19 protein-coding genes and 1 pseudogene are annotated in these 24,621 nt (G+C 67.9%); 8 read left to right on the top strand and 12 right to left on the bottom strand.

Annotated elements, in window-relative coordinates:
• Positions 1–173 precede the first annotated feature (173 nt).
• Positions 174–2,537: a LuxR C-terminal-related transcriptional regulator gene (locus AB0H93_RS33645; RefSeq protein WP_358578408.1), complete on the top strand. Its 2,364-nt coding sequence runs from the start codon at positions 174–176 to the stop codon at positions 2,535–2,537.
• A 364-nt stretch (positions 2,538–2,901) separates the two neighbouring features.
• Here AB0H93_RS33645 and AB0H93_RS33640 read toward each other — a convergent pair whose 3' ends face one another.
• From AB0H93_RS33640 to AB0H93_RS33625, 4 genes and pseudogenes are all read right to left on the bottom strand, one after another.
• A complete protein-coding gene (locus tag AB0H93_RS33640) occupies positions 2,902–3,681 on the bottom strand; it encodes a DUF1028 domain-containing protein (RefSeq protein WP_358578406.1) in 780 nt (259 codons plus the stop codon).
• A 169-nt stretch (positions 3,682–3,850) separates the two neighbouring features.
• Positions 3,851–4,321, bottom strand: a complete 471-nt coding sequence (locus AB0H93_RS33635; RefSeq protein ID WP_358578404.1) for a GreA/GreB family elongation factor — start codon at positions 4,319–4,321, stop codon at positions 3,851–3,853.
• A 333-nt stretch (positions 4,322–4,654) separates the two neighbouring features.
• Positions 4,655–4,837: a hypothetical protein gene (locus tag AB0H93_RS33630; RefSeq protein WP_358578402.1), complete on the bottom strand. Its 183-nt coding sequence runs from the start codon at positions 4,835–4,837 to the stop codon at positions 4,655–4,657.
• 362 nt (positions 4,838–5,199) lie between these two features.
• A pseudogene (locus AB0H93_RS33625) lies at positions 5,200–5,922 on the bottom strand (cbb3-type cytochrome c oxidase subunit I); the annotation flags it as partial.
• On the opposite strand from AB0H93_RS33625, the gene AB0H93_RS33620 reads away from it, so the two are divergent.
• Positions 5,805–6,680: an AraC family transcriptional regulator gene (locus AB0H93_RS33620; protein ID WP_358578400.1), complete on the top strand. Its 876-nt coding sequence runs from the start codon at positions 5,805–5,807 to the stop codon at positions 6,678–6,680. The pseudogene AB0H93_RS33625 and the gene AB0H93_RS33620 sit on opposite strands and share 118 nt — an antisense overlap.
• 64 nt (positions 6,681–6,744) lie before the next feature.
• Here the strand turns inward: AB0H93_RS33620 and AB0H93_RS33615 are convergent, their stop codons facing one another.
• The 3 genes from AB0H93_RS33615 to AB0H93_RS33605 form a co-directional block, all read right to left on the bottom strand.
• A complete protein-coding gene (locus AB0H93_RS33615) occupies positions 6,745–8,685 on the bottom strand; it encodes an aconitate hydratase (protein WP_358578397.1) in 1,941 nt (646 codons plus the stop codon).
• Between the two features lie 274 nt (positions 8,686–8,959).
• Positions 8,960–9,616, bottom strand: coding sequence for a DUF1990 family protein (locus tag AB0H93_RS33610; RefSeq protein WP_358578394.1), 657 nt, complete (start codon positions 9,614–9,616; stop codon positions 8,960–8,962).
• 37 nt (positions 9,617–9,653) lie between these two features.
• A complete protein-coding gene (locus tag AB0H93_RS33605; RefSeq protein WP_132490720.1) occupies positions 9,654–9,902 on the bottom strand; it encodes a hypothetical protein in 249 nt (82 codons plus the stop codon).
• Positions 9,903–9,987: 85 nt separating this feature from the next.
• On the opposite strand from AB0H93_RS33605, the gene AB0H93_RS33600 reads away from it, so the two are divergent.
• The 3 genes from AB0H93_RS33600 to AB0H93_RS33590 all read left to right on the top strand — a co-directional run bounded on the left by AB0H93_RS33600 (position 9,988) and on the right by AB0H93_RS33590 (position 12,074).
• Positions 9,988–10,734 carry a DUF1990 family protein gene (locus tag AB0H93_RS33600; protein ID WP_358578392.1) on the top strand — a complete coding sequence of 249 codons (747 nt, stop codon included), beginning with the start codon at positions 9,988–9,990 and terminating at the stop codon, positions 10,732–10,734.
• Between the two features lie 222 nt (positions 10,735–10,956).
• On the top strand, positions 10,957–11,823 hold the full coding sequence (locus AB0H93_RS33595; protein ID WP_358578389.1) for a hypothetical protein: 867 nt from the start codon (positions 10,957–10,959) through the stop codon (positions 11,821–11,823).
• Positions 11,824–11,843: 20 nt separating this feature from the next.
• Positions 11,844–12,074, top strand: a complete 231-nt coding sequence (locus AB0H93_RS33590) for a hypothetical protein (RefSeq protein ID WP_358578387.1) — start codon at positions 11,844–11,846, stop codon at positions 12,072–12,074.
• 445 nt (positions 12,075–12,519) lie between these two features.
• Here AB0H93_RS33590 and AB0H93_RS33585 read toward each other — a convergent pair whose 3' ends face one another.
• Together AB0H93_RS33585 and AB0H93_RS33580 are read right to left on the bottom strand one after the other, a co-directional pair.
• Positions 12,520–12,648 carry a hypothetical protein gene (locus AB0H93_RS33585; protein WP_358578385.1) on the bottom strand — a complete coding sequence of 43 codons (129 nt, stop codon included), beginning with the start codon at positions 12,646–12,648 and terminating at the stop codon, positions 12,520–12,522.
• Positions 12,649–12,692: 44 nt separating this feature from the next.
• Complete coding sequence (locus AB0H93_RS33580) at positions 12,693–12,926, bottom strand: hypothetical protein (protein WP_358578382.1); 234 nt, start codon at positions 12,924–12,926, stop codon at positions 12,693–12,695.
• 447 nt (positions 12,927–13,373) lie between these two features.
• On the opposite strand from AB0H93_RS33580, the gene AB0H93_RS33575 reads away from it, so the two are divergent.
• From AB0H93_RS33575 to AB0H93_RS33565, 3 genes are read left to right on the top strand one after another with little or no spacing between them, the layout of a single operon-like run.
• On the top strand, positions 13,374–13,592 hold the full coding sequence (locus AB0H93_RS33575) for a ferredoxin (protein WP_358578379.1): 219 nt from the start codon (positions 13,374–13,376) through the stop codon (positions 13,590–13,592).
• Positions 13,589–14,992: an FAD-dependent oxidoreductase gene (locus AB0H93_RS33570; RefSeq protein ID WP_358578377.1), complete on the top strand. Its 1,404-nt coding sequence runs from the start codon at positions 13,589–13,591 to the stop codon at positions 14,990–14,992. The genes AB0H93_RS33575 and AB0H93_RS33570 overlap by 4 nt, the downstream gene beginning before the upstream one ends.
• A 59-nt stretch (positions 14,993–15,051) precedes the next feature.
• The gene (locus tag AB0H93_RS33565; RefSeq protein WP_358578375.1) at positions 15,052–16,308 is read left to right on the top strand and encodes a cytochrome P450; all 1,257 of its coding nucleotides are present in this window, start codon (positions 15,052–15,054) and stop codon (positions 16,306–16,308) included.
• 288 nt (positions 16,309–16,596) lie between these two features.
• Here AB0H93_RS33565 and AB0H93_RS33560 read toward each other — a convergent pair whose 3' ends face one another.
• The 3 genes from AB0H93_RS33560 to AB0H93_RS33550 form a co-directional block, all read right to left on the bottom strand.
• A complete protein-coding gene (locus tag AB0H93_RS33560; protein WP_358578373.1) occupies positions 16,597–19,209 on the bottom strand; it encodes an EAL domain-containing protein in 2,613 nt (870 codons plus the stop codon).
• Between the two features lie 425 nt (positions 19,210–19,634).
• The gene (locus AB0H93_RS33555) at positions 19,635–20,840 is read right to left on the bottom strand and encodes a cation:proton antiporter (protein WP_358578370.1); all 1,206 of its coding nucleotides are present in this window, start codon (positions 20,838–20,840) and stop codon (positions 19,635–19,637) included.
• Between the two features lie 398 nt (positions 20,841–21,238).
• Positions 21,239–24,607 carry a TM0106 family RecB-like putative nuclease gene (locus AB0H93_RS33550; RefSeq protein ID WP_358578368.1) on the bottom strand — a complete coding sequence of 1,123 codons (3,369 nt, stop codon included), beginning with the start codon at positions 24,605–24,607 and terminating at the stop codon, positions 21,239–21,241.
• Positions 24,608–24,621 lie beyond the last annotated feature (14 nt).

Here is a 24,621-nt window from a genome sequence, read left to right as displayed (position 1 = left end):
CACTTCGAACCCGTGATCGCATTGATTCGCGGAAGATATGGGCTGTGGTCGCGGGACTATGAATCGGAGCGCTGGCCGGGGAAAGCCCGTGTTTCTCCGGGCGTGCGTCCTTGGCACGAAGTGTCCTTCGACATAGGGTCAGCGGAACGGCCGAGGCGAGGACATCGAAGACCATGCACGACGACAGTGGACGCGGTTGTCTGGTCGGTGCTGGCGGTCTCACCAGTTTCGTGGGGCGTCGGCAGGAGATCGCCGGCGTGCGCAGGAATCTGTCGGCCTCCCGGCTCGTCACGCTGACCGGTCCCGGCGGCATCGGCAAGACGCGGCTCGCCCTGGTGGTCGCGGACCGGGCCCGCAGGGCGTTCCGGGACGGTATTCAGGTCGTCCAGCTGGCCAGCCTCGACGATGCGCGCGAGGTGGCCTCCGCGTTCACCTCGGCGCTCGCCGTCCTGGACCAGTCGAACCGGTCCGCGACCCAGCAACTGGTCGATCATCTGGGAACCCAGCAGGTGCTGCTGGTCGTGGACAACTGCGAGCACGTGCTGACGGCCACCGCCGAACTGCTGGCCGAACTTCTCGAAACGGCACCGGGCCTGCGCGTCCTGGCCACCAGCCGCGAACCGCTCGGCATCGCGGGCGAGCTTGTCACCGTGATCCCGCCCCTGTCGGTACCGACGGCCGAGCAGTTGCACGACGCCGCGAGCGTCGACCACAGCGAAGCCGTTCAGCTGCTGGTCGACCGGGCGCGCAGCGTCGCCCCGGACTTCGCCGTCACCGATGCCAACCGCCTTGCCGTCCAACAGCTGTGCGAACGGCTCGACGGGATGCCGCTCGCCATCGAACTCGCCGCCATCCGGCTGCGCACGTTGTCCGTCGGCCAGGTCGTCGAGCGCCTGGACCACCGATTCGAACTGCTCACCGGCGGCAGTCGCGTGGCTCGGCCGCGACAGCAGACGCTCCGAGCACTGATCGACTGGAGCCACGAGCTGTGCTCCGATGACGAACGCCTGCTGTGGGCGCGGATGTCGGTCTTCCCGGGCGGATGCGACCTGACGGCGGTCGAGGAGGTCTGCGGGTTCGGCGACTTCGCCGCCGAGCGCGTCGTCGACGTCCTCGACCGGCTCGTCGCCAAGTCGATCGTGATAGCCGAGCACATCGGTGAACGGGTTCGCTACCGGCAGCTGATGACCGTGCGCGAATACGGCGCCGAGCGGCTCGACGAACTCGGGGAACTGCCAGTGCTGCGGCGCCGCATGCGCGATCACTATCTGCGCCAGGCCCGCTCCATGGTGGAGCGCTGGTGCGGGCCCGGGCAGCACGAGATGCTCGCAACCATGCGGCGAGACCACGCCAACCTGCTCGCGGCGCTGGAATGGTCCCTCGCCACACCCGACGAGCGTCCCGCGGGCGGCCGGCTCGCGTCCTTCCTGCGCTACCACTGGATCGCCGGCGGCTCGCTCAGCGAGGGAAGGCGATGGCTGGACCGCATCCTCGACGTGCTGGACGGCGACACCGTCGAGCGGGGCTCGGTGCTGTGGGTGGCGGCCTGGGCGACGCTCCTGCAGGGGGATCGCGAGGCCGCCGCCGTCCGCCTAGCGGAGCTGGAGCACGTGGCAGTGGTGCTGGGCGACCAGGAGCTGGCCGCGCACGCTGCGAACTGGCGGGCCTTGTACCACCTCTTCAGCGGCAGCCTGCCCACGGCGATCGGCCTGTACCACCGGGCTGTGCAGGGGCACCGGGCGCTCGGCAGCACCGGCGCGGTGCTCACCGCGCAGTTCCAGCTCGCCATGGCGCGCAACTTCCAGGAGCCCGCGGGCGACGCCCTGGAGACCTGCCGGGAGGTGCTAGCCGTGAGCGCCCGGCACGGAGAACGCTGGAATCACGCCTACGCCCTGTGGATCAGCGGCCTGCAGCACTGGCGCGCGGGCGACATGGCCGCGGCCAAGCAGGCCGCGACGGCGGCCCTGGAGATCCAGCGCGATTTCACCGACGGCGTCTGCACGGCCCTGGTGCTGGAGCTGATGTCCTGGATCGCCATGTCCAACCAGCAAGCGGACAACGCCGCCATGCTGGGAGCTGCCGCCGGAGCGGTGTGGCACCGGCTCGGCACCTCCATCGACGCGTTCGGACCCCACATCACCGCAGACTCCCTGCGCCTGGCCCAACAGGTCGTCGAAACGGTGGGCGCGGAACGGGTGGCGAAGGTCACCCAGCGCCTGGCTCATCTGACCAAGGCCGAGGCGATCGAGCTCGCCCTGGAAATCGACGCAGCCGTCAAGCCCACCACCGCGACGTGCGTCGCCCGAAGCTGCCCGCTCACGGACCGGGAACTGGAGGTGGCGCGCCTGATCGCCACGGGACTGAGCAATCGCGCCATCGCCGAGAACCTGGTGATCTCGCCCCGCACCGTGGACGGCCACGTCGAGCGCATGCTGGGCAAGCTCGGCTTCGCCTCCCGCACCCAAGTCGCCTCCTGGATCGCGTCCCTCGACGAATCCGGTGACGAAGCCCGCGCACATCGGGCTCCAGCGCCTTGACCCTCCGATGCCGACTGAGATGGGCAGACGAGGGCAAGGTCGTTCGTTGGTCTGGTCATGGGCGGGGATGTTGATGTCGCCCGGTGGGCCGGCGGGGCTGGCCCGCATGGGCCAGGTCGTTCCTCGTGCCTGGCCGACCCGTCGGCGAAACCACCGAACAGCGGCGCCGGCGGGTGAGGGGCAACCTCGAACACCTTCGTGCCCCGTCGGCTGGGATGGAGCTCATGTGCTCCGATCACGCGTTGCTGACCTGGGTCGCCGGCGCGAATACACGGTCCGGGTGGTGGCTGGCCCGGGTGGTCGTCGCCGGTTCCGGGCGGCGCGTGGTCTGGGCAGCATTCGCCCGGATCGGGTGGTGGTTGTTTCAACCGTCCAGTGCAGGTGGTACTCGACGGCGGGGCGCGGGCGTGGCTGTTTGTGCGCCCCGCACGGGACTCGGCTCCGCGCGCGTCAAAATCGGATGTGCTGGGGGCTCGAACAATTCGTCGAACCTGCCGTGCGGGTTCTTCCTGGTCGGGAGCGCTTCGACGAACGGCAGCAGCTCTCGTTTCGCGACCTCGTAGATCCTCCGCAGCTCGGCCACCGGTTCGGGGTGATCGTCCACGCGCAGGTCCAGGTACGGGTAAGGTTCTCCGTTGTTCACGTATAACGCTGCGCTTTGCTTTCCGCGCCTGTCCCCGCCGGCTTGCTGGCCCGCTTCAAGCGACAAGAGCAATCGTTCGTGAAGTGGTTTGCCCGCAGTGGCTTCGAACTGCTCGGCCATGGCGTCAACCGTTCGCATATCGACGAGCATGTTTCCCGCCACCGCGTAACCCGGCGCTGCTCTGTGACCGCTCCACGGATGCGTTTCCGGACCGGTGTGGGCAGCAGAACGACCATATTTGTCCACAATGGCCACTTGTCGGGAATCCGCTCCGGGATCCGAAGCGAGAAGTCTGCGCAACGTCTCGTCGGCAGAATGCGTCCGAAGCAGCTCCAAGCCGTCGATCCCGAGCAACGGGTTGATCAACGCCTGGGTCGCGATAGCCCCGGAAGCGGCGCGGGCGAACACCGACAACGCCCCGATCGAAGGCATCCGGCTGCTGACCGCGACACCTGCGCACCCAGCGACTACGTCGTAGGCAGCGATCGAGAACGTACCCACGTGCACGGCGCACCCCTTGTGTTGAGTCGACGGTTCACATCTGGACGCGGACGAGCGGATGACCGTGACGGCGACGCGCTGTTCATGCGTCACACCTGCGACGCCGCCCCCAGGACCACGGCCGCCCGTCATGTGTCGGTGGCGCGGTCCCGTGCTGTTTTTCGGGCGTCTACGGACGGTGGTGCCCGTGGGGTACCGCCCGCAGGAGCGTTACTTGCACCGTCCCACCGTTGGGAACGCTGTACGTCCGTTGCTCGCCCTGCCTGGCCCCGGACAGGGCGGCCCCGAGGGGTGACTCGGGCGAGTAGACCGCAAGCCCGTCGAGGTCGGCTCCATCACGCGCACCGAGCAGGAACGTTTCGGTCTCGCCGTCGTCGAAGCGGACGGTGAGGACCATGCCGGGCTCGGCGACCCCGTCGTCCGGTGGTGCTTGACCGACCACCGCGTTGTACAGCAACCCCTGGATCTGGCGGATGCGGGCGCGCCGACGCCCCTCATCCACGAACTGGTCGGACTCGCTGTCGACCGTGCCATCGCCGCGTTCAGAACCAGCGGAACGGTGGGCGAGCAGTTCTACGAGTTCGTCCCGCAGCCGGTCGTAAGCATCCTGGGTCAGCCAGCGGCGTTGAGTGGTGGTCATGGTATTCCTCTGTGTCGATCGATTGGTTTGGTCGCGGATCTCTAACCACCGAAATGCGTTCGGCGGTTGAAGAGGTGGCGGTGACTTGCCCGAGCGAGGCCGGTGTTGATCAGCGATGTCCCGGGTGCGTGGCGGCGCGTGCATCGCAGCCCGTGTCCGCTTCGTTGATCAACCTTCCGCGACGCGGATGAAGCCGGAACATATCTCGGTGCGATAGCGCGTGCAGGCGCGCAGTGCCGGAACCGGCAGTCCGTTCAGGGCTCGCTGATCTTGGTGATACGCAGACTGCGCATTACCAAGGAGCCGCGGTGCTGCATCGGCCGAGAGGGGCGGTCACCGCCGGTTGCGCGCCTGTTTGAACCAGTTGGCCGCATGGTTGGCCGGGCGTGCGCCGGTCACGAACGCGATCCGCGGACCACGACGGGTGTTTTCGATATCGCCGACCATGACCAGCCCTCCCGTGATTCGACGCAACCGCTCCATGCCGAGGATGGCCGAGGCCTGGGCCGTGCCCATTGTCGTGAGCGAACAAATATCCAATCGATCTTGTCTGCTTTCTCCACTCGTCAGAGCCGGGGGATGTGCTCTTCGTACGCCTTACGCACCCCGCAACGCTGGAGAGGGCCCAGGCATCAGCCCGAGTGCTGGGAACTTGGTCGAGCCGACACCTGCCGTCGCAGCCGGCCGCAACGCGATCATCGTCAGTGCGCCGATACGGATCCAGTTCAGCGGGTGGGCGATCTTCGACTCCTCCAAGCACCGAGCCCAACGCGAGCGACCTCGCGATCACCCGGGGACTGCGAGATCAAGGCCCCCGCAGTCACGTGCTTTGATATTGGAGGGATGGACAGAGGCGCGGGTGCCATGCGCCCGGCGCGTCACTTCTTGCGGAAATCGCATTCGCCCTGCTCGGATGGCACCACGGCCTGTGCCGCCTTCTTCGACGGCACGGCACCTGCGTGTACTGGTCGACCGGTGAGGCTCACGTGCGACTCGAGCCGCATCCGCTCCGAGATGTGCGGGTAGTGCAGCTCGAAGGCCGGGCGCTCGGAGCGGATGCGGGGTAGCTCGGTGAAGTTGTGCCGCGGCGGTGGGCAGGAAGTGGCCCATTCCAGCGAGTTCCCGAATCCCCACGGATCGTCCACTCCGACGGGATCGCCGTAGCGGTAGCTCTTCAGGGCGTTGTAGAGGAACGGCAGCATCGAGGCGCCCAAGATGAAGGCGCCGATCGTGGAGATCGTGTTCAGCGTGGTGAACCCGTCGGACTCCAGGTAGTCGGCGTACCGGCGCGGCATGCCCTCGTTGCCCAGCCAGTGCTGGACCAGGAACGTGCCGTGGAAGCCGATGAAGGTCAGCCAGAAGTGCAGTTTGGCCAGCCGCTCGTCCATCATCCGACCCGTCATCTTCGGGAACCAGAAGTAGATGCCGGCGAAAGCAGCGAAGACCACTGGGCCGTAGAGCACGTACGTGGTGAAGGCGAAGAATGGCAGCAGCACCGCGCCGGTGGCGTACATGTGGTGCGCCCACACCACTACCGACAGCGCAGCCACTCCCATGGTCGCGAACACAAGTCCCTTGTATCCGAACAGAAGTGGTCGACTCCGCTTACCACGTCAACGTCGTTTCCACCGGCACGGTTGTGTCCGCCTGCGGCAGTCAGGAAGTCATCGCCACACGGAACAGGGCTGCGGTGTTCACTCCGAACGAATACCACGTGCTGCGGCGGTGCAGCCCCGGCGCCGCACAAATCGCCCTTAAGATCGACCGCCGCTCACTTGACGCAGAACTCGACGGACTCCTTGGGCGCCCGCCCAGCGCTCCGCTTCGTTTCGCCCTGGACTTCGACCTCGGGTCCCCGGCCGGTCGCAGTTGGCTGGCGCTGGTCAACCTGCTGCTCGCCGATGCCGACACTCCGACGAGCCTGTTGGCCCATGACGCCGTACTGGGGCACGTGGAGCGTTCACTGCTCACTGGCCTGCTGATCGCGCAACAACACAACTACACCGACGAGCTTTCCCGTACGCAGCCTCCCGCGCGTCCGCGAACGGTTCGGCGGGTCGTAGACCTGATCCAGGCTCATCCGGATCGGCAGTACACCCTCGGCGAGCTGGCCCGCGTCGCCGGGGTCAGTGCCCGGCGGTTGCAGGAAAGCTTCCGAGAGCACGTCGGCGTCCCACCAATTACCTACCTCCGCGACACGAGGCTCGAACGCATTCACGCCGAACTCAGGGCCGGAGCGGACAGCGTCTCCGACGTCGCCCACCGCTGGGGATTCACCCACCTCGGACGGTTCGCTTCGTCTTACCGCAAGCGCTTCGGCGTCCACCCCTCCCAGACCCTCCGAAACGGCGGTGTTTGACGGGGACCGCAGCGAAAGAGTCCGCTCGAGCGACTTGTACCGCTCGAGAAGTCATCGCTGCCCGTCAAGCCGCGCGGGAAGCCAGTAGGGGGATCACGCCGCCTGCGATCACCGCTTCGACCTGTCGAGGGGATAGGCGGTGTCGCACTCGGAAGGTTCGGTCGCGGGTGGTGTTGCGTACGTCGAGTTCGTCACCGGTCAATAGGGCCTCGCGCAGGCCGTCGAGGACGAGGGTGTCGTCGGTGCCGATGTCGGCGTAGTCGCCGGGCTCGGAGAACTCCAGTGGCACGATGCCGAAGTTGGCGAGGTTCTGCCAGTGGATTCGCGCGAAGGACTTCGCGATCACCACTTGGAGTCCGAGGTAGCGAGGTGTGATCGCGGCGTGCTCTCGCGAGGAGCCCTGCCCGTAGTTGTGCCCGCCGACCACGATGTGGCCCTCGGGGTGGGAGCGGGTGCGGCGCGGGTAGTCGGTGTCGATCCGGGTGAAGGTGTACTCGGCCAGCGCGGGGATGTTGGAACGCAGCGGCAGGGCCCTGGCGCCCGCCGGCGAGATTTCGTCGGTCGAGATGTTGTCACCGGCTTTGAGCAGGACCGGCGCCTCGAACCTGTCGGGCAGCGGCGGGAAGTCCGGCAGGGCGGAGATGTTGGTCCCTTTGACCAGTTCCACCGCGCGTGCCTGCTCTTCCGGAAGGGGCGGTACGAGCATGGCGGTGTTGACCGAGGCGTTTTCCGGGAGCGCGAGTTCGGGGTAGGCCTGGTCAAGGTCGCGCGGGTCGGTGATCACGCCGGTGAGCGCTGAGGCGGCCGCGGTCTCCGGAGAGCACAGCCACACCGAATCCCCGCGTGTGCCCGAGCGGCCGGGGAAGTTGCGCGGGAAGGTGCGCAGGGAGTTCCGCCCCACCGCGGGTGCCTGTCCCATGCCGATGCAACCCATGCAGCCGGACTGGTGGATTCGCGCCCCGGCCGCGATCAGGTCGAACGTGGCGCCCATGCGCGTCATGTCTTCGAGGATCTCCCGCGAGGTGGGGTTGATGTCGAAGCTGACCGCGTGGTCGGTCTGGCGGCCGCGGACCATCGCTGCGGCGATCGCGAAATCGCGGAGGCCGGGATTGGCCGAGGAGCCGATGACGACCTGGCTGATCTCGGTCCCGGCGACTTCCCGTACCGGTACGACGTTGTCCGGGGCGGAGGGGCGGGCGATCAGCGGTTCCAGCGTGGTCAGATCGATGTGCTCCTCGACGTCGTACGGCGCGTCGGCGTCGGCGGCCAGCGCCCGGAAGTCGTCCTCTCGGCCCTCGGCGCGCAGGAAATCGCGGATTGCGGAGTCGGCGGGGAACACCGTGGTGGTCGCGCCCAGCTCGGCGCCCATGTTGGCGATGACGTGCCGGTCCATCGCCGTGAGCCCGCCCAACCCGGGGCCGTGGTATTCGATGATGCGGTTGACACCGCCGGAGACGCCGTGGCGGCGCAGCATCTCCAGGATCACGTCTTTGGCCGAGACCCACGGCGGGAGTTCTCCGGTCAGCCGCACGCCCCAGATCTCGGGCATCCGCACCCGCAGGGGGTGGCCGGCGATCGCCAGCGCCACTTCCAGGCCTCCGACGCCGATGGCGAGCATCCCCAGCGAGCCGGCCGCGCAGGTATGCGAGTCGGAGCCGACCATGGTCTTGCCGGGAAGACCGAAGCGCTGCATGTGGGTGGGGTGCGAGACGCCGTTGCCGGGCTTGGAGAACCACAGGCCGTAGCGCTGGCTAGCTGACCGGAGAAACTCGTGGTCCTCGGCGTTCTTCTCGTCGGTCTGGAGCAGGTTGTGGTCCACGTATTGCACGCTGATCTCGGTTCGGGCGCGCGTGATCCCGAGGGCCTCGATTTCCTGCATGACCAGCGTGCCCGTGGCGTCCTGGGTCAGGGTCTGATCGATGCTGATGGCCACCTCCGAGCCGGGTGAGAGATCGCCGTCGACCAGGTGCGAGGCAATGAGCTTGTGGGCGAGGTTGCGAGCCATCGACGTCTCCTTCCAGACAACAGAGGCGCACCGCCTTCAGACCTACCCAGCATGTCGATCTGTGAAACGGTGCTCACGTTCCTGGGCCAGCTGCCCGACCGGGCCGAGGTGCTCTCCACGGAGATGGCAAGCGAAGGCGTACAGCAATCAGATCCCGCTTCCGCATTCGCTACGCCGAGTCGATGTGACCCCAGCGCGGGCGCAGTCGGCGCGCCACTTCCACCTGCGGCGGTGGATCTTCGCAATGCCGGACCTCTCCGGTAACTCGCGATGTTCAGATACCCGGATGGTGCCACCGCACGGCGAGCAGATCGCCGGCGGTGGGGTGGATGCCGGAGGGCGCAAGCACCAGGTCTCCCTCGTGCAGGACGGTCGCCGCTGCGGTGGCGCCTGTGAGGCGGTCTTGCACCAGCCTGCGCAGGCGTGCGCCGCACTGGCGGTAGAAGCGCAGCTGGGTGCGGCGGCCGAACAGCGACCAGCCCAGCCGGGTGATCGGGCCCAGGGCGGGCGAGCGTTGCGAGAAGCCGGTGATCACGAACTCGACCTTGCCGGACTCCAGGTCCTTGACGAGTTCGTAGCTCATTCTGCCGCGCTCGAGGTGGCCTTCGAGCGTCGCATAAGCCCAGCCCCACACCTGCTGCGAGCCACCACGCGTCTCGTCGACCACATGGGTCACACGCACGCCCATGTAGAAGCGCAACCCGTGGAAGCGCCCTTCGAGGAGCATGTCCCGCCCCAGCAGGGGGTCGCGGCGGTCGTAGACGGCACGGACGATCGCAGGCACCGAGAACTCGTAGTCCCGGACGAGTCGGCAGGCGATCTCCCAGGCGCCGCCGGGCTCCGGCGGGCCTGGTCGTTCGCGCGCGAGGTATTGGCGGTAGGTGTCGAAGTGCCATTCCGGCGGTTGGACTTGCTCAGCGGTGAAATTCACCTGGCGGTGCCGCAAGTTCCCCAGAGCTGAGACGTAGTCAACGCCGCGGAGCAGTCGAGCGCGCATCGCGACTTCGTTCGAGTTCGTGCAGCGAAGCACCAATCAACCACAGCGTTGGTGGCCACAAACCGGTGAACAGGGCTCGGCGCTCGGCGTTGCCGCGCTGTTCCTCGTCGACGGTCTTGGCCCTGACCCACAGGCCCAAGCACAGCAGAACCGACCCCAGCGACAGCACCTGTAGATGGGTGCTGCGCAGCCCAACCTGGTGCAGTGTCCGAACGACCACTGGTCCTCCCCGTGTCATCGCTGGCGTTTCGGGGCATGACACGAGCATGCCCGGCCCGGGCAATCCACGCGAAAGGAGTGCCGTTGTGGCGTCCAAGGGTTCTTTCGTCCGCCGCGCGCTCGCGGTGGCGCGTTTGCTGCTCGGCATGGCTTTGATCTCGTGGCGCTACCTGTGGCAGATCACGCCGCTGCACCGGAGCGAGGAGTGCGGAGATGAGTCGGACCTGCCCCCTGCGTTGCCCGATGACCTCATCGACGAGCGCTGCCAGCTGGTCGGTGATGGGACCGGCCAGCTGTTCCACCGCACCTTCAGCGTGCGGATCGAGGCCGGCGACCTCGACGCCCCCACGTTGATGGCGGTGGTCATGACTGATCTCAACCGAGCCTTCCCGCGCGAGGTCGCGACGGTGCAACGAACCCGAGGTGGGGAAGGTGGTCTGCGGGTCGGTGACGAGCTCGTGGTCCGGATGCCGGGGCCGTGGAACGCGCCGGTCCGGGTGGTGGCCTGCGAGGACGCTTCGTTTCGGATGGTGACGCTGCGGGGGCACCTCGAAGCCGGGCAGATCGAGTTCCGCGCCCGGCCGGAGGAAGAGGCGGTTCGATTCGAGATCGAAGCCTGGGCGCGCCCCAGCACCCGGCTGGTGAATCTGCTCTACGCACGAGCGCGGCTGGCCAAGGAAATGCAACTCAACATGTGGGTGCGCTGCTGTCTGCGCGCCGCCGACCTCGCCCACGGCCGAGCACGCGGAGGCGTCCATATCCACACGCGCCGCACGACTACATGCGCCCAGGAACCGAGAGCGGGTCCGGATTCAACGTCGACATGCCCCTGAGCCAGGGCTGCATCACAAAAAGGGGCGGTTCAGCCGCACCAACACTGGATCGCGGTGGCGAAACGGGCCGTGAGTCGTGTGGCAGCTATGGCGGCCCAGACGACTCACTGCCGGCTACCGGCAGATTTCCGGTCGCGCGTTGCCCGGTGCCCGCGACGTTGCGGGTTTACCTTGGCGGCACGGCGTCACGAACCTCCAGGACATTTCAGGGGTGTGGGAGACATGTCCGAGGGTGCATCGGAAGAACCCGGCGAGGACCGGTTCGAGGTCGAGCCGGAGGATGGCGACACCGACGAACAGCAGAGCTACGACGAACTCGAGCTAGGCGGCGAGGCGAACGGGCGGCCGGACGTTTTCCTGGACATCCCTGTCCTGAAAGTGGACGAGATCAGCCTCGAGGTCGAGGATCTCCGCGCCCGGGTGTCCCTGCAAGCCGAGGTCCTGGACCTGCTCAAGCTCAATGTCGGGGTGGACGCGGCACTGGGGCGCGTAGCGCTCGAGATCAAGGGCGTCGAGGCGCAGGCGCTGTTGAAGGTTCGCCTCGACAACGTCGCCGCGATCCTGGACCGAGTGCTGAAGACGATCGACCGCAACCCGCAAATCCTCGAACACGTGACCCGGGGCGTGGAGTCGGCGGCCAAGGGTGTCGGTGAGGGAGCTGGTGAGGCGGTCAAGGGTATCGGTGCGGGAGCTGGTGAGGCGGTCAAGCAGGTCGGGCGCGGTGCGGGTGAGGCGGTCGAAGAGGTCGGGGGAGGTGCAGGTGAGGCGGTCAAGGACGTCGGGCGCGGTGCGGGTGAAGCGGTCGAAGACGTCGGCGAGACCGTCGAAGAGGTGGGCGAAACCACCAGAGGCGCCGTCGAACAGGTCGGACGAACTGTGGACCAAGCGGTCGAAGATGTCGGGGAAGCCGTCGGTGACGAGGACACGAGCCGTCCCACCAAGGGCGGTCAACGCCCACGGGAGCGAGCAGGGGGAAAGGCCAGACGTGGCGCCCAGGCCGGCACACCCACCGAACGCTGGGCGCCAGGCGGGCCACGGCGGGAGCCTCCCAAGCGGCCCAGACCGACGGGACGGGATGTGAACCAGTGACAGTCGATGGAGCAGCGGAGGTGACGTTCACCAGCATGGTGTACGCGCGGGAGATGCGCTTTCACGAAGTGCCGGACACCCAGGTCGAATTCACGGGCCATCCCGGCGAGGAGTCGGTGTCCGGCAGCGAGCGCACCCACCTCCCAGACCCCGTTCTCGCGGGCGTCACATACCGCGAGGTTCACGTCGACTACCGGATCGTGTCCAGGCTGCGGACGGAGCCTGGTTGCGGCAGCGACGGCTCATCCTGAACGCCCCTGCCTTGTCGCGATGCGTCCGGTGACGGTGCGCAGCGGCCACGGTTAATCAGGGGCGATATCCTTGCAGCACAAGGGAAAGCCGACTGGCTGCGCGCGGCCGAGACGGCTGGGGGCACATAGCGATTGCCGAAGCGGCCGGCCAGTTTCCGCGATGACCGCTCGTCGGCAGGCGAGCTCGAAGGGACCTGGACCCTTGTCCTACCTGCATCGCCTGCTGTGGCGGCACCCCGTGACCGCGCTCCGCCACATCCGCGGCTACGCCGCCCTCCGCCGCTGGCCGCTGCGGGCCACGCTGGCCGACCTGCTGCGCCCCGGTGACGTCACGACCTGGTGGAGCCAGCAGGTGCCCCCCCGTTCATCAACATGCGACATCGTCAACCGGATGCCGCGACGCCGGTTTTTGGGGGAAATTGGCTACTGGTTCTTGTTGGTGCTGTCAGAGCCGCTCGGCCAGGCGCGCCCGCAAGGGTTCGTAGTCGTGGCTTGGGAAAAGCTCGGTCAGCACTTCGAGCACGCTGGTGAGCTTGTTCGCGGCGATGCCGAACTCCTCGTCCGCGAGCGACACGTCAGCGAACAGGTAGTGCCAGCCCGGTGCGCCTTTCGTGGTGATCAGCTCATCGAGGTAGCCGCAGTAGTCGACGTCTTCCCTTGCTCGTCGTCCATCTCCAAGCCGAGCACCCTGGCCACGGCGTAGCCGTCCATGTACTTGTCGCTGATCGCCAGCAGTCCGGCGTTGCGGAGGAACTTCTCCTTGTCCTCGCAGGACTTGAAGTACACCGCGACCCAGTACTCCGAGTCGGTGGCGAGCCGGAACCGCTCGGCCAGGTCACCCGTGTACTCCACGCAGGCCATACCTCCGCCGGCCGTGCACTGAGGGTTCGAAACTCGGCACACACCCAGGCTCGCCTGGCGATTGGTCGCACAGGTACGCCACCGCACGAGAGCACCGGTTCAGCGCCGTGACCGGGGTGCCCTGGTGGCGACGCATCTCGTCGACTGGCCCCGATCTCGTCTCCGGGGACTTCCGGCCCTTTGGACCCATTGCGAAATCGCCAATGGTGGCGTGGTGCGGCACATTGGGGCGCTGGCGTGGTGGTCGGCGCTGACGTGGTGAGCAGAGTTTTCGCCTGAGCGAATCTGCGGGGGTGCTCAGCGTGCGGTCTCGGCTGAGGCGATGGGTGGGTTGTCCAGCTGGTCTCTTGGTGGAAGGCCGAATAGCCACGTAGCCGAATGAGCGCGTCGATGGTTCGTTGTGGGCCGGGAGGTACGGACGGCGGAAGGGGTTTGCCCATGCGGATCGTGGTGGACCTGAATCGGTGCCAGGGATACGCACAGTGCGTGTTTCTGGCCCACGAGGTCTTCAGGTTGAGTGGTGAGGAGGCGCTTACCTACGAGCCGAACCCCGATGACGCGCGGCGCCTGCAGGTTCAGCGAGCTGTTGCGGCCTGCCCGGTGCAAGCGATCGTGATGGACCGCTTGGACGGTGCGGAGGCGGGTGGGGCGTCATGACCCTGGCGGCAACGGTCGCGGAGTTGGTGCGAGAGTTCAAGGCCAACGGCCGGATCGTCATCGTCGGTGCCTCCCTGGCGGGACTGCGGGCCGCCGAAGCCTTGCGCGAGGAGGGCTTCAACGGACGTTTGACCATCATCGGGGACGAGCCCTATGAGCCCTACGACCGTCCCCCGCTGTCCAAGCAGGTGCTCAAAGGGTGGGTGCCGGCCGATCACACCCAGCTGCCCCGCTTGCGGGCACTGGATGCGGAGTGGCGGCTGGGGGTGGCCGCCACCGGGTTGGACCGGGCCACCAGGCAGGTGCGCCTGGCCAACGGCGAGCAGGTTCCGTACGACCGGTTGCTGATCGCCACGGGCACCCGCGCGCGGCAGTGGCCCAACCCGACCGAGGCCGCCCTGGAGGGGGTGTACACGCTGCGCTCGCGTGATGACGCCGCGCGGCTGCAACAGGCGCTGGCCGCGCGGCCGTCGCGGGTCCTGGTCATCGGCGGCGGGTTCATCGGCTCGGAGGTGGCCTCCGTCTGCCGGGAACTCGATCTTCCGGTGACCGTGGCCGAGCGGGGCTCGGCGCCGCTGGTCGGCCCGCTCGGCGGGGTGATCGGCGAGATCGCCGCGGATCTGCAGCGCGACCATGGCGTGGATCTGCGCTGCGGGGTGGGCGTGTCGTCGCTGGAGGGCGACGCCAGCGGACACGTACGGCGTGCTCGGCTCTCAGACGAAACCACCATCGAGGCCGATGTGGTGGTGGCCGCGCTGGGGTCGATCCGCAACGTGGAATGGTTGGAGGGCTCCGGGCTGGCGGTCGGTTTCTGGGGCGTCGGCTGCGACGCCGGTGGTCGAGCCTTCGACATCAACGGCGTGGCGACCGACACCGTCTACGTGGCAGGGGACGTGGCGCGCGCACCCCACGTGCTGTACGAGTACCAGTTTCTCGCCATGGAGCACTGGGACAATGCCGTCCTCGGTGCCGAGATCGCCGCCCACAACATGGTGAACCTCGAGCCCAACTACTACCCGCACCTGTTGCTGCCCGGCTTCTGGTCCGGTCAGTTCGGCGTCAACATCAAGTCCGTCGGCGTGCCGCCCTTCGGGGACGAGATCGTCTTCACGCAGGGATCCGTCGAGCAGCGCCGCTTCACCGCCGCCTACGGTCGTCGGGGCCGCATCGTCGCCGCCGTCAGCTTCGATCACGGCAAGTGGCTGGAGCACTACGCACGGCTGATCGAGCAATCGGCTCCGTTCCCGCCTCCGCCGCCGGGCTGGGATCGGCCCGACGACATGAAGCCGATCCCGGCCGAGTTCCCGCAACCGGGCGTCCCGACCGCGATACCCGACGTTGTCCTGACCGGCCACGACCCGAGCGAGCGCAGCGCCGAGTTCCGGCCTCGAGGTCGCTGACGCGCCCCTGGAGATCACGCGTGTCACCGGACAGCACAACAGAATCGATGAGGAGCATCATGGTCGAGGAAACCCCCTGGCAGCAGGTCCTCCGCTACGAAAACCGCGCCAATCCGTACCCCTTCTACAACGAGCTCCGCAAGACCCCGGTGGCGCGGCAGCCGGACGGCACCTATGTCGTCAGCACCTACCGCGAGATCGTCACGCTGCTCCACGACCCCCGGGTCAGCTCGGACATCACGAAGCGCCCCGGGGCCGCCCCGGCGGCGGCGGAGCAGGGGACCGAGACGATTACGGAGGTCATTCTGGAGCCGAACATCATCACCTCCGACCCGCCCGAGCACGATCGAGATCGCGGCCTGATGACGCCACACTTCTTCGGCCCGCCCCATTCGCCCCACCAGATCTCTGACCTGGAACCCGAGATTCGCCGTATCGTCGCCGACCTCCTGGACAACCTGCAGGGCAAGACCCGGATCGATGTCGTCGACGAGTTCGCCTACCCCCTGCCGGTGACCGTGATCTGCAAGGTCCTGGGCGTGCCACTGGAAGACGAACCGCGTTTCCACGCCTGGATCCAGACAGCCCTGGAGAGTTTCGACCTTGGCCCGGAGTTCGCCTCCGCGGAGATCCAGCGCCAGGTCGAAGGGGGGCGCCGGGCCGTGCAGGAGTTCGGGCAATACATAGCAGGGCTGCTCGACCAGTACGCCAAGCAACCCGGCCCGGGCATGCTCTCGGCGATGGTGCACCACGACGGCCCGGAGGGGCGCATGTCCCAGGGCGCTCTCGTCAGCAATGCCGTGCTCCTGCTCTTCGCCGGGCACGAAACCACCGTCAATCTGATCGCCCACAGCGTGCTCACCCTGCTGAGGCACCCCGACGCGCTCGAGAAGCTGCGCCGCCGGCCCGAGCTGATCGTGCCCGGGGTCGAGGAGCTGCTGCGCTTCGAGTCGTCGGTCCAGTTCTGGCACACCCGCTCCGCCCTCGAAGACATCGAGATCGCGGGCACCACCATCCCGAAGGGCGCGCCGATCTTCCTGGCGTACGGCTCGGCGAACCGCGACCCGCAACGGTTCGACAACCCCGATGAGCTCGACCTCGAACGTCCCGACAACCAGCACCTGGGCTACAGCCAGGGGATCCACTTCTGCTTCGGCGCTCCGCTCGCGCGGCTGGAGGTCCAGGCCGCGGTCGGTGAGTTCGTCCGCCGCGTGCAGAACCCGCGGCTCGTCGCGGACCCGCCGCCGTACCGGCGCAACCAGATCTTCCGCGGCCCGCGCCACGTGCTGGTCGACATCGACGGGATCTCCGACTGACCGCACCACGGATCGTCCGTAGGCATCAACGTGGTGCGCATGGTCGCCGGGGCCGCCGAGCGGTCAACCCGGTCCTGGCCGCAGTGCTGCACAACGCCGGCGGGATCGCGGTCCTGGCGAACTCGGCGAGGATCGCCCGCGAAAACGGGTGCAAAGGCAACGATTTCCCGTCAAGCGCCTGCTCTTCTTGGAGCGATGGCACGAGCATTGCAGTCCTGCAGACTCCGTTTGTGTGGAACGGTGTCGTTCGGAAGGACACAGATCTGGCCACTATGGACACCGGAATGCCTACGGAGTCCAGCGGTTGTCGAAGAATTGCTCAATGGGGGTGGGTTTGCCGATGTAGAAGCCTTGTGCCTGGTCGCAGCCGAGGCGGTGGAGGAGGTCGAGTTGCTGGGCGGTTTCGACGCCTTCTGCGACGACTGTGAGCTTGACCGCGTGCGCCATGGCGATGATGCTCATGACGATGGCCTCGGCGTCGGGGTTCTCGTCGATCCCGGTGATGAACGATCGGTCGATCTTGAGGGTGTCCAGGGGCAGTCGTTGGAGTTGGGCGAGTGAGGAGTAGCCGGTTCCGAAATCGTCGATGGCCAGCCTGACCCCCAGTCGGCGCAGGTTGCTGAGCACCTGCGCCGCCGCTGTCGGGTCGTGCATGAGGGCGCTTTCGGTGACCTCGAGGCAGACGGCGCTGGCGGGAAGCCCGGCTTCGGTGAGGGCTTCGTGCACGTCGTTGTGCAGGTAGGGGTCCTCGAGCTGGCGTGCGGAGAGGTTGACCTTGAGCCGCAGAGCGAGCTGGTGCTGGGCGCGGTGGGCGGCGAGTTCACGGCTGGCCATGCGCAGCATGTGGGCGCCGATGTCGTGGATGAGGTCGCTTTCCTCGGCCAACGGGATGAACTCTGCGGGCGATACCGTGCCGTACAACGGGTGCGTCCACCGCAGCAAGCCTTCCGCTGCGACCGTCTGTCCGGTGCCCAGGTCGATGATGGGCTGGTAGGCCATCCAGAGTTCGTCCTTGTGCGCCGCCTCGCGGAGGTCTTGCTGCAGGAGGAGGTGACGCTGCATGCGTTCACGCAGTTGCACGTCGAAGAACGCGGTTCGGCCGCGGCCGAGCGTTTTGGCGTGGTACATGGCCACATCGGCGTCGCGGAGCACGTCCGCGGCGGTCCTGGGATCACCGGGTGGCGCCAGCACGATCCCGATGCTGGCATCAACATGCAGTTTCCTGCCCTCCACGCTGATCGGATCGGTGAGGCTCCGACGCAGCCCTTCGGCGAGCAAGCGGAGCTTCCTGCGATCGTCCTCATCGTGAGAGATGACGACGAACTCGTCACCACCAAGCCGGCCGACCACCTCGCCCTCACGCACCAGCTGCCGCAGTCGCTCTGCCACAACGCGCAGTACCTCGTCGCCGACACCGTGACCCAGTGAGTCGTTGATGACCTTGAACTTGTCCAAGTCGATGAACAGCACCCCGGTGGGGCGCGTTCGGTGGGCGGATCGCAATTCGGATTCGAGGTGCCGGAGCACCAAGGTGCGGTTGGCCAGGCCGGTCAGCGGGTCGTGCGTGGCCTCTCGCTCCAACCGCTCCCGGATGGTCCGGGACTCGGTGATGTCGGTGAACGAGATAACGATCGGGTGCGGCGCGTCGCTGTCCGGCGTGAGCGATCGCGAGGCCAGCGCGAGCCACACGCCGCGTCCGTCACTTCGCCGGGCGCCGAGCACTCGGGCATTCTGCGGGACTCCGGTGCGGCAGGTCTGCGTTGACGGGCGGGCGTCAGGTGGCAGCGGTGCCCCGGTCTCATCGAACAGCGGCCAGGCTTGCAGCGGTGAGCCGACGAGCTCCGCACGGGTGGTTCCGAGAATGTGCGCCGCTGCGGGGTTCGCCGATAGGACGAGTCCCTTCGCATCAGCCACGATGACGCCTTCGTCCAGCGCGTTCACGACGGTGGCGTAGTCCTGTTCGGCCCGCCGTCTTGCGGTCTCGTCGGCGCACACCAGGACGAAGCCGGAGGGCATCTCCGCAGCGGAGACGCGGATGGCCAGTGCCGATCCGTTGGCGTGCAGGTGCCGCGCTTCGGTGAGGCCACCAGCGGCGAGCAGCGCCGCGGGATCCAGCGGCGCGCCGACCACCGCACCGATGTGCTGGCCGAGGGCCCGCTCGGCGGGCCTTCCGTAGATGGCCGCTGCCGCCCGGTTCCAACTGGTCACCACCCCTTCCCGGGTGGTGGCGATGATGGCGTCGCTGACGTGCTGGACCAGTGCGGCCTGGTGGTGCAGCGCGACCTCGGCCGTCTGATGGGCCGTGACGTCCCGTTGGATGACCTGGAACGCGGGTCGGCCTTCCCAGTTGATGAGCACCGCCACCGACTGGACCGGAATCGTGCTGCCGTCCAAGCGCTTCATCTCGACCTCTGCCGGCATCGCGGCCGTGCCCGGGGTCGTCAGCACCGCGAGCCGTTCCTGGATGGCTGGAATCGCGTGCCCGGCGATGAAATCGGTGATCGGGCGACCGACGATCTGCGCGCTTGACCCAGCCGCGAGCATGCGCACGGTAGCGGGGTTGGAATAGACGACCATTCGGTCTTGGTGAACCCAGATCGCGTCCGGACTGCGCTCGACGAGGAGCCGGTAACGGGCCGCCAGGTCGGCCATCGCCTGCCGGTCCTGGTGTCCTTGCGTGGCGTCGGTGGTGATTCCGAGCAGGCCACCGGTACAGGTGTCCCCGACCATGCGGGCGCGGGAACGAAGCAGCCGCTCTTCCCCGGTCGCCGTGGTGCAACGCTGTTCTTGTTCAAGGACCTCCCCGGCCGGGGCCGAGCGGGCGGTCGCGATCAGGGGGCCGATGAGCTCGATCAGCCGGGCGCGGAGGTCGTCGCAGGGCGCACCGGGCAGGCCCAGCAAGGCGTCCAGGCCAGCCGCCCAGCTCGGCTGATCACGGGCGAAGCTGAACGACCACGGGACCGCCTCGTTCAACGACCACACCGCATCCAGAAGCTCGCGATCAGACGCCGCGAACCCATCGGCATCATGCCGCTCGGTCATGGTCCTCCGGAACCGCCAGGAAAGGGTGGGGAAATCTGCGCGACGTGATTGGAATACCCGCTTTGCTCCGGTCACGCCACCCTGTGACGCGTCGTCATTTCTAGACGTGTTCCGATGTGCTTTTCAAGCCCAGCTCGTTCAGGTCTCAACTTGACCGATTCGGTAATCATCTGTCCATGTGACCAGTGAAAACCGTGGTCCATGTGTGATGGAGGAGAGAAGTGGGGTGCAATTCAAATGGGAGTTGCGAGCCGTCGTAAGTCGAATGGCTCTCGTGTTCGCTCCTACGTGGTTTCCGCCGTGCCTCCGCGGCGCTCGCTTGAGACGCGCTTGCGCAGCAAGGCGAGCGCGGCAGCTGGGAACAGGAGAACCGACAAGAGACCCGCGCAGATCAGCGCCGCCGCAGTCACCGGAGTCATCAGGCCGAGCGCGACGCCGATCTGCGTTGCGGCAACCAAGAACGGCAGCGACGTCGCCTGCAGTAGCCCGGCCGCGACCGAGGAACGTGTGCCAAGCGAGCGCTGGTAGAGCAGCGCTGGAGCGCCGCGCACGAGCAGCAGCGCGAGCAGGAATAGCGGCACTCGCAGCAACGCGGAGGGAGTCGCGATCAATCCTCCGAGGTCGAGCTGCACACCGCTGGCGACGAAGAACACCGGAATCACGAACCCGTACCCGATCGCCTCCAGCTTCGTCCGGAAATGCGGATGCGTAGCCGAGTCACGATCGACCAAGCCCACGACCGCACCGGCCAGAAACGCGCCCAGGATGCTCTCGAGGCCGAATCCCTCGGCGAGCACGACGAAGGCCACGAGCAGCACGACCGCCGCACGAACCCGGATCTCCGCGGTGGTGTCCTGCAACCGCAGGAAAAGATCTCCCAGACGCATTGACCGCCCTGCCAAAGCCACCGCCATCCCAATGGCGGCCACGAAGGCGACGAAGACGATCAGCGACACGAGCCGGCCTCCGGTGCTGCCGCCGGACGTGGAGAAGAGCAGCGACAGCAGGACCACCGCGGCGAAGTCGGCCACGGAGGACGCCGTGATCGTCGTTTGCCCCATCGCCTGGTCCGCACGCCCCGCGTCCTTGAGCACCGGGACAACCAGACCGAGCGATGTCGCTGACAGCGCCACCGCGATCAGCATCGGGTCACGCACCCAGCCCGCCGCGCCGAACGAGAAGCCCACCGCCACGCCGATCGCCAAGCTCACCCCGTAGCCGATCAAGGCCACCCGCAGCAGCGGCCCGCGCAGGCGATGGAAGTCAACCTCAAGCCCCGCGAGAAACAGGAGGAACGCCAGCCCCAGCAACGCGACGACCTGCACCGCCTGATCCATGCGCACGAGTCCCAGCACCGATGGCCCCACGATGACCCCGGCCACGATCTCCAGGACCACCGACGGGATCCGCAGCCGCGGTGCCAGCCCGAGCAACAAGGGCGCCAGCAGGGCGATGATCGTCAGTATCAGAAGGTTCCCGAAGCTCGGCATCGCTCACCCCGTTCAACCGCTGGCCCACCCCGACCAGGCACAGCCAGACCTCGCTGCCTCCGGGAAACGCAGGCACCGCATGCACGAGCTGGTTCAGCGGCACGACGCCCACGATCCCGATCGTGGCGGAATGCAAGAGGTCCTGCACGCCCAGATTAGATGCCGCGCACCAGTGCTGCGGATTGGTCGTAGGTGTAGTCGTTGCTGTCGGCGGTGTGGTGGAGCGCGGCGGCCTTGGTGGCCAGGGAATCTCAGGGCGCTGTGACCGTGGTGACCGCACGCGAGTACCCGTCACGGAACGTGATCGCACGCCGCCATGCGTCCGTTCCCAAACCAAAGCGCCGGTGTCGTCAACGCGACAACAAGTGCCGAGGGCTGGGGCGAGTGGGGATTGGGGGTCAGCGAGCGGGCCAGGGGCGGGCGTCTCGCAGCAGTCCGAGCATCCCGGAGACGAGCCGCATCTGCTCGACCGTCCGGATGTCCGCCTCCAGCAGCTGCGGGCTGCACACCAGCACCGCCACCGACTGCGCTCGCGACAGTGCCACGTTCAACCGGTTGCGGGACAACAGGAAATCCAGTCCGCGGGGCAGGTCGATCGCTGACGAGGACGTCATCGTCGTCACCACCACCGGGGCTTCCTGGCCTTGGAACCGGTCCACCGTGCCGACGCGCACGTCGCCGAAACCGGCGTCGGCAAGCGCGTGCGTGACCGTCCGCGCCTGCAGGTTGTACGGCGCCACCACGAGGAAATCCGCGTCCGTCAGCGGACGGCCTTGCCACGTGCGCCCGTGCAGGTCCGCGATCACCGACACGACCTGCGCCGCTTCCTCGATCGACCGCGTGGTGTTCCCGCGGTGCTCCACCGACGCGAGGTACAGCCCGGAGGCGAAGCCGTCGACCGAACGGTCCGCGGACGGGTGCGAGTGCAGCAAACCCGCGTACGACAACCGGGAAACCGGCGCGCACACGGCCGGATGCATGCGCCGTGTCTGGTCCAGGAAGTAGCCCAGCTCGGGCGGCATGATGTCCGCGTCGCCGATCAGGTGCCCCAACGCCGACGCCTCCGCACCCGCCGGGTGCGTGCCCTGCACGACCTGCGGCAGCTGCTGAGGATCGCCCAGCAGCACCACGTTCTTCGCGCACATCGACACGGCCAGCGCGTCCGCGAGCGCGAACTGCCCGGCCTCGTCGATCACCAGGACGTCGAACGGTTCCTCGCGCACGGCGGCGTTCGCGAATGTCCACGCGGTGCCGCCGACGAGGTGCCCGTCGTTCTGCCCGTCGTTGTGCTCGTCGCGCCATTTGGCCAACGCGTTGTTCGTCTTCGGCTGTTCCCACGGCAGCGCGGGATCCGGCGTCCGGCGCGGTCGTTTCGCGCACGCCATCGACGGCGCGTTGCCGAGCGCGGCGGACAGCACGTTCTCCACGGCCTTGTGGCTGTTGGACGTCACGCCGACCGTCCGCCCGGACCGCACGAGGTGCGCGATCAGCTTGCCCGCCAAGTACGTCTTCCCCGCCCCGGGCGGGCCCTGCACCGCGAGCACCGACCCGTCGAGCGCGTCGACCGCCTCGATCACGGTGGCCACCGAGTCCTCGCCGGGTGCGGGCAGCGCACCGCCGCGCAACCGCGGGATCCGGCGCAGCAGGTCCACTCCCGGATGCGCAGGCAGCTCCGGGAGTGTTTCCCCGACCAGTCGGGCCAGATCGGCCACGGCCTCGTCCTTCGGCGCGGGCCGCACCGGGCTGCCCGGCAGGACCGCGACCGGTCGCTCGTTCGACGTGCTGTCCGGCGCGCTGCTCTCCTCCAGCGTCAGCTCGACCGCCGACGCCGCCACGACTTTCGCCTCCCGCGCATCGGCGCCGTACCGCAGCCGCACGCCGTCCCCGACCGCGAACGGATGCGGCCGGTCCGGGTCGCACGTCACCACGAGCGTGCGCTTGGCCGTGCGCAGCCGTCCCGACGGCGGCACCCACTCGCCTGCGGACACTGACACCGGTACAGCACAGGTCGTGTCCACCTCGAGGTCGCCGACCGGTGCGGCGAGCTGCCGGAAGAACTCCCACCACGCCGGGTTCGTCTCGCGCCGGTGGTAACCGACGGAGGCGGCGAGCAGCGCGCGAGCGTGGTCGTCCGGGGTGAAGTCGGCGGGATCGTCGGGCAGGCCGTCGAGCAGCGGGTCGACCAGCGCCGCGAGCGCGGCCGCGCGTTCGGCCCGGCGCAGCGCGGCCTCTTCCTCCTCCGTCCGCCGCAGCAGAGCGTCCACTTCGGACTCCGGCGCCGGGGTTGCGAGCTCGATGCCCGCTTCCTCGCGGACGCGGTGCAGGAATTCCAGCAGCCGCAACGTGGACACGCAGTCGTACTCGTTGTAGTCGGCGATGCCGCGCAGCACCTCGTCGGCCTCTTCGATGTCGCCGGCCTTGGCGAGCGTCAGGTAGTCCTCGTACGCCTCGATGCTCGACACGGCCGTCTTCACGTCGCCGTCGCGGGCTTCCGGCATGTACAACGGTTCGAGGTACTTGATCGAGTACGACCGCTGGCCGACGCGCAAAGCCTTGCGCACCACGGCATACAGGTCGACCATCCGGCCGCTGCGCAGCAGTTCGTCCACGGCTTCCTCGCGCGTTCCGTGCACCGCGGCGAGCCGCTTGACGGCCGTGACCTCGTACGGCGCGTAGTGGAAGATGTGCGCGTCCGGATCATCGGTCAGCCTGGCGGTGGCGAAGTCGACGAACTCCTCGAAGGCACGCTTCTCCTGCGGACGCGTATGCGCCCAAAACGGTGTGAAGCGCGCGTCGGGCGTGACGGCGCCGAACAGGTACTCCAGCCCGGAGCCGGCGAGCGCATACGGGTCGCCTTCCATGTCGAAGAAGATGTCGCCCGGGCTCGGTGGCGGCAGCTCGGCCAGCGCCGACGGGTCGATGACCTCGTACGCCAGTTCTCCGGTTTCGTCCTGCCGCACCTGGATCGCGGCCTGCGCGCGCAAGGTCGCGAACGTGCCCGCCGACATGTCACGCGGCCGGTCCGACGGCTCGGCGGTGGCGAGCGCGTCGATCGTGCCGAGCCCGGCCGTCGCGAGCTTGCGCCGCTGTTCGCCACGCATGCCCGCGACCAGCGACAGGTCCCGGTCCGCTTCGCGCGCGGACGAGCAGTGGTCAGCGAAGCCGCAGCCGGTGCAGGCGGGGCGTTCGTCGGCCCACATGCGTTCCGGCAGCCGTGGCGGGCGCGTGACGAGCCGGTCACGGAGGCGATCGAGCAGCGGCAGGAAATCGTCGACGCGCAGGCTGCGCGTGGTGCCGTCACCGAGCAGCAGGTGCATCTCCGGCCCGGTCGGCCAACCGGCGCGGCGCAACGCGTCGGCGTACGCGGTGAGCTGCACGACCGCGGACGGCTTCGCGTGCCGCGCGAGCTTCGTGTCGTAGACCTCGTAGCGGCCTTGGTCATCGCGGAGCAGGAAATCGGCGCGGCCGGAGAACTCGCCGTCGTGGAAGACGGCCTGGTAGACCACCGGAGCATTCGCCCGCAGCGCTTCCTCGGTGGCCTTCGCGGCGGCGACCTGGTCGCGCTCGTCGATTTCGATCACGGTCTTGTGCTCGCCACGCAGCCGTTCGAGCGTGGCTGCCTCGTGCGCGTGGCCGTGCTTGACGGCCAGCCGGTCGGGCCCGGAGCCCGGGCGAGGCGCGCCGGGCAGTCCCGCCGCCAACGCTTGCTTGAGGATGCTGCGGTGTTCGCATTCGAGCAGGTCGGCGAGGTCGGAAGGGGTATGCATCGCCTGGCAGTCTG

The organism is Saccharopolyspora sp. NPDC050642 (assembly GCF_040654735.1).
GTDB lineage: Bacteria > Actinomycetota > Actinomycetes > Mycobacteriales > Pseudonocardiaceae > Saccharopolyspora > Saccharopolyspora elongata.
The sequence above is the reverse complement of the archived record's forward strand: the minus strand, read 5'-3'. Positions and strand labels throughout refer to the sequence as shown.

Bases quoted from the DNA above. Each gene is read 5' to 3' on its own strand.
- AB0H93_RS33645 (WP_358578408.1), top strand. From the start codon at position 174: ATGCACGACGACAGTGGACGCGGTTGTCTGGTCGGTGCTGGCGGTCTC.
- AB0H93_RS33615 (WP_358578397.1), bottom strand. From the start codon at position 8,685: ATGGCTCGCAACCTCGCCCACAAGCTCATTGCCTCGCACCTGGTCGAC.
- AB0H93_RS33620 (WP_358578400.1), top strand. From the start codon at position 5,805: ATGGCAGCAGCACCGCGCCGGTGGCGTACATGTGGTGCGCCCACACCA.
- AB0H93_RS33595 (WP_358578389.1), top strand. From the start codon at position 10,957: ATGTCCGAGGGTGCATCGGAAGAACCCGGCGAGGACCGGTTCGAGGTC.
- AB0H93_RS33555 (WP_358578370.1), bottom strand. From the start codon at position 20,840: ATGCCGAGCTTCGGGAACCTTCTGATACTGACGATCATCGCCCTGCTG.
- AB0H93_RS33635 (WP_358578404.1), bottom strand. From the start codon at position 4,321: ATGACCACCACTCAACGCCGCTGGCTGACCCAGGATGCTTACGACCGG.
- AB0H93_RS33570 (WP_358578377.1), top strand. From the start codon at position 13,589: ATGACCCTGGCGGCAACGGTCGCGGAGTTGGTGCGAGAGTTCAAGGCC.
- AB0H93_RS33550 (WP_358578368.1), bottom strand. From the start codon at position 24,607: ATGCATACCCCTTCCGACCTCGCCGACCTGCTCGAATGCGAACACCGC.
- AB0H93_RS33575 (WP_358578379.1), top strand. From the start codon at position 13,374: ATGCGGATCGTGGTGGACCTGAATCGGTGCCAGGGATACGCACAGTGC.
- AB0H93_RS33565 (WP_358578375.1), top strand. From the start codon at position 15,052: ATGGTCGAGGAAACCCCCTGGCAGCAGGTCCTCCGCTACGAAAACCGC.
- AB0H93_RS33630 (WP_358578402.1), bottom strand. From the start codon at position 4,837: ATGGGCACGGCCCAGGCCTCGGCCATCCTCGGCATGGAGCGGTTGCGT.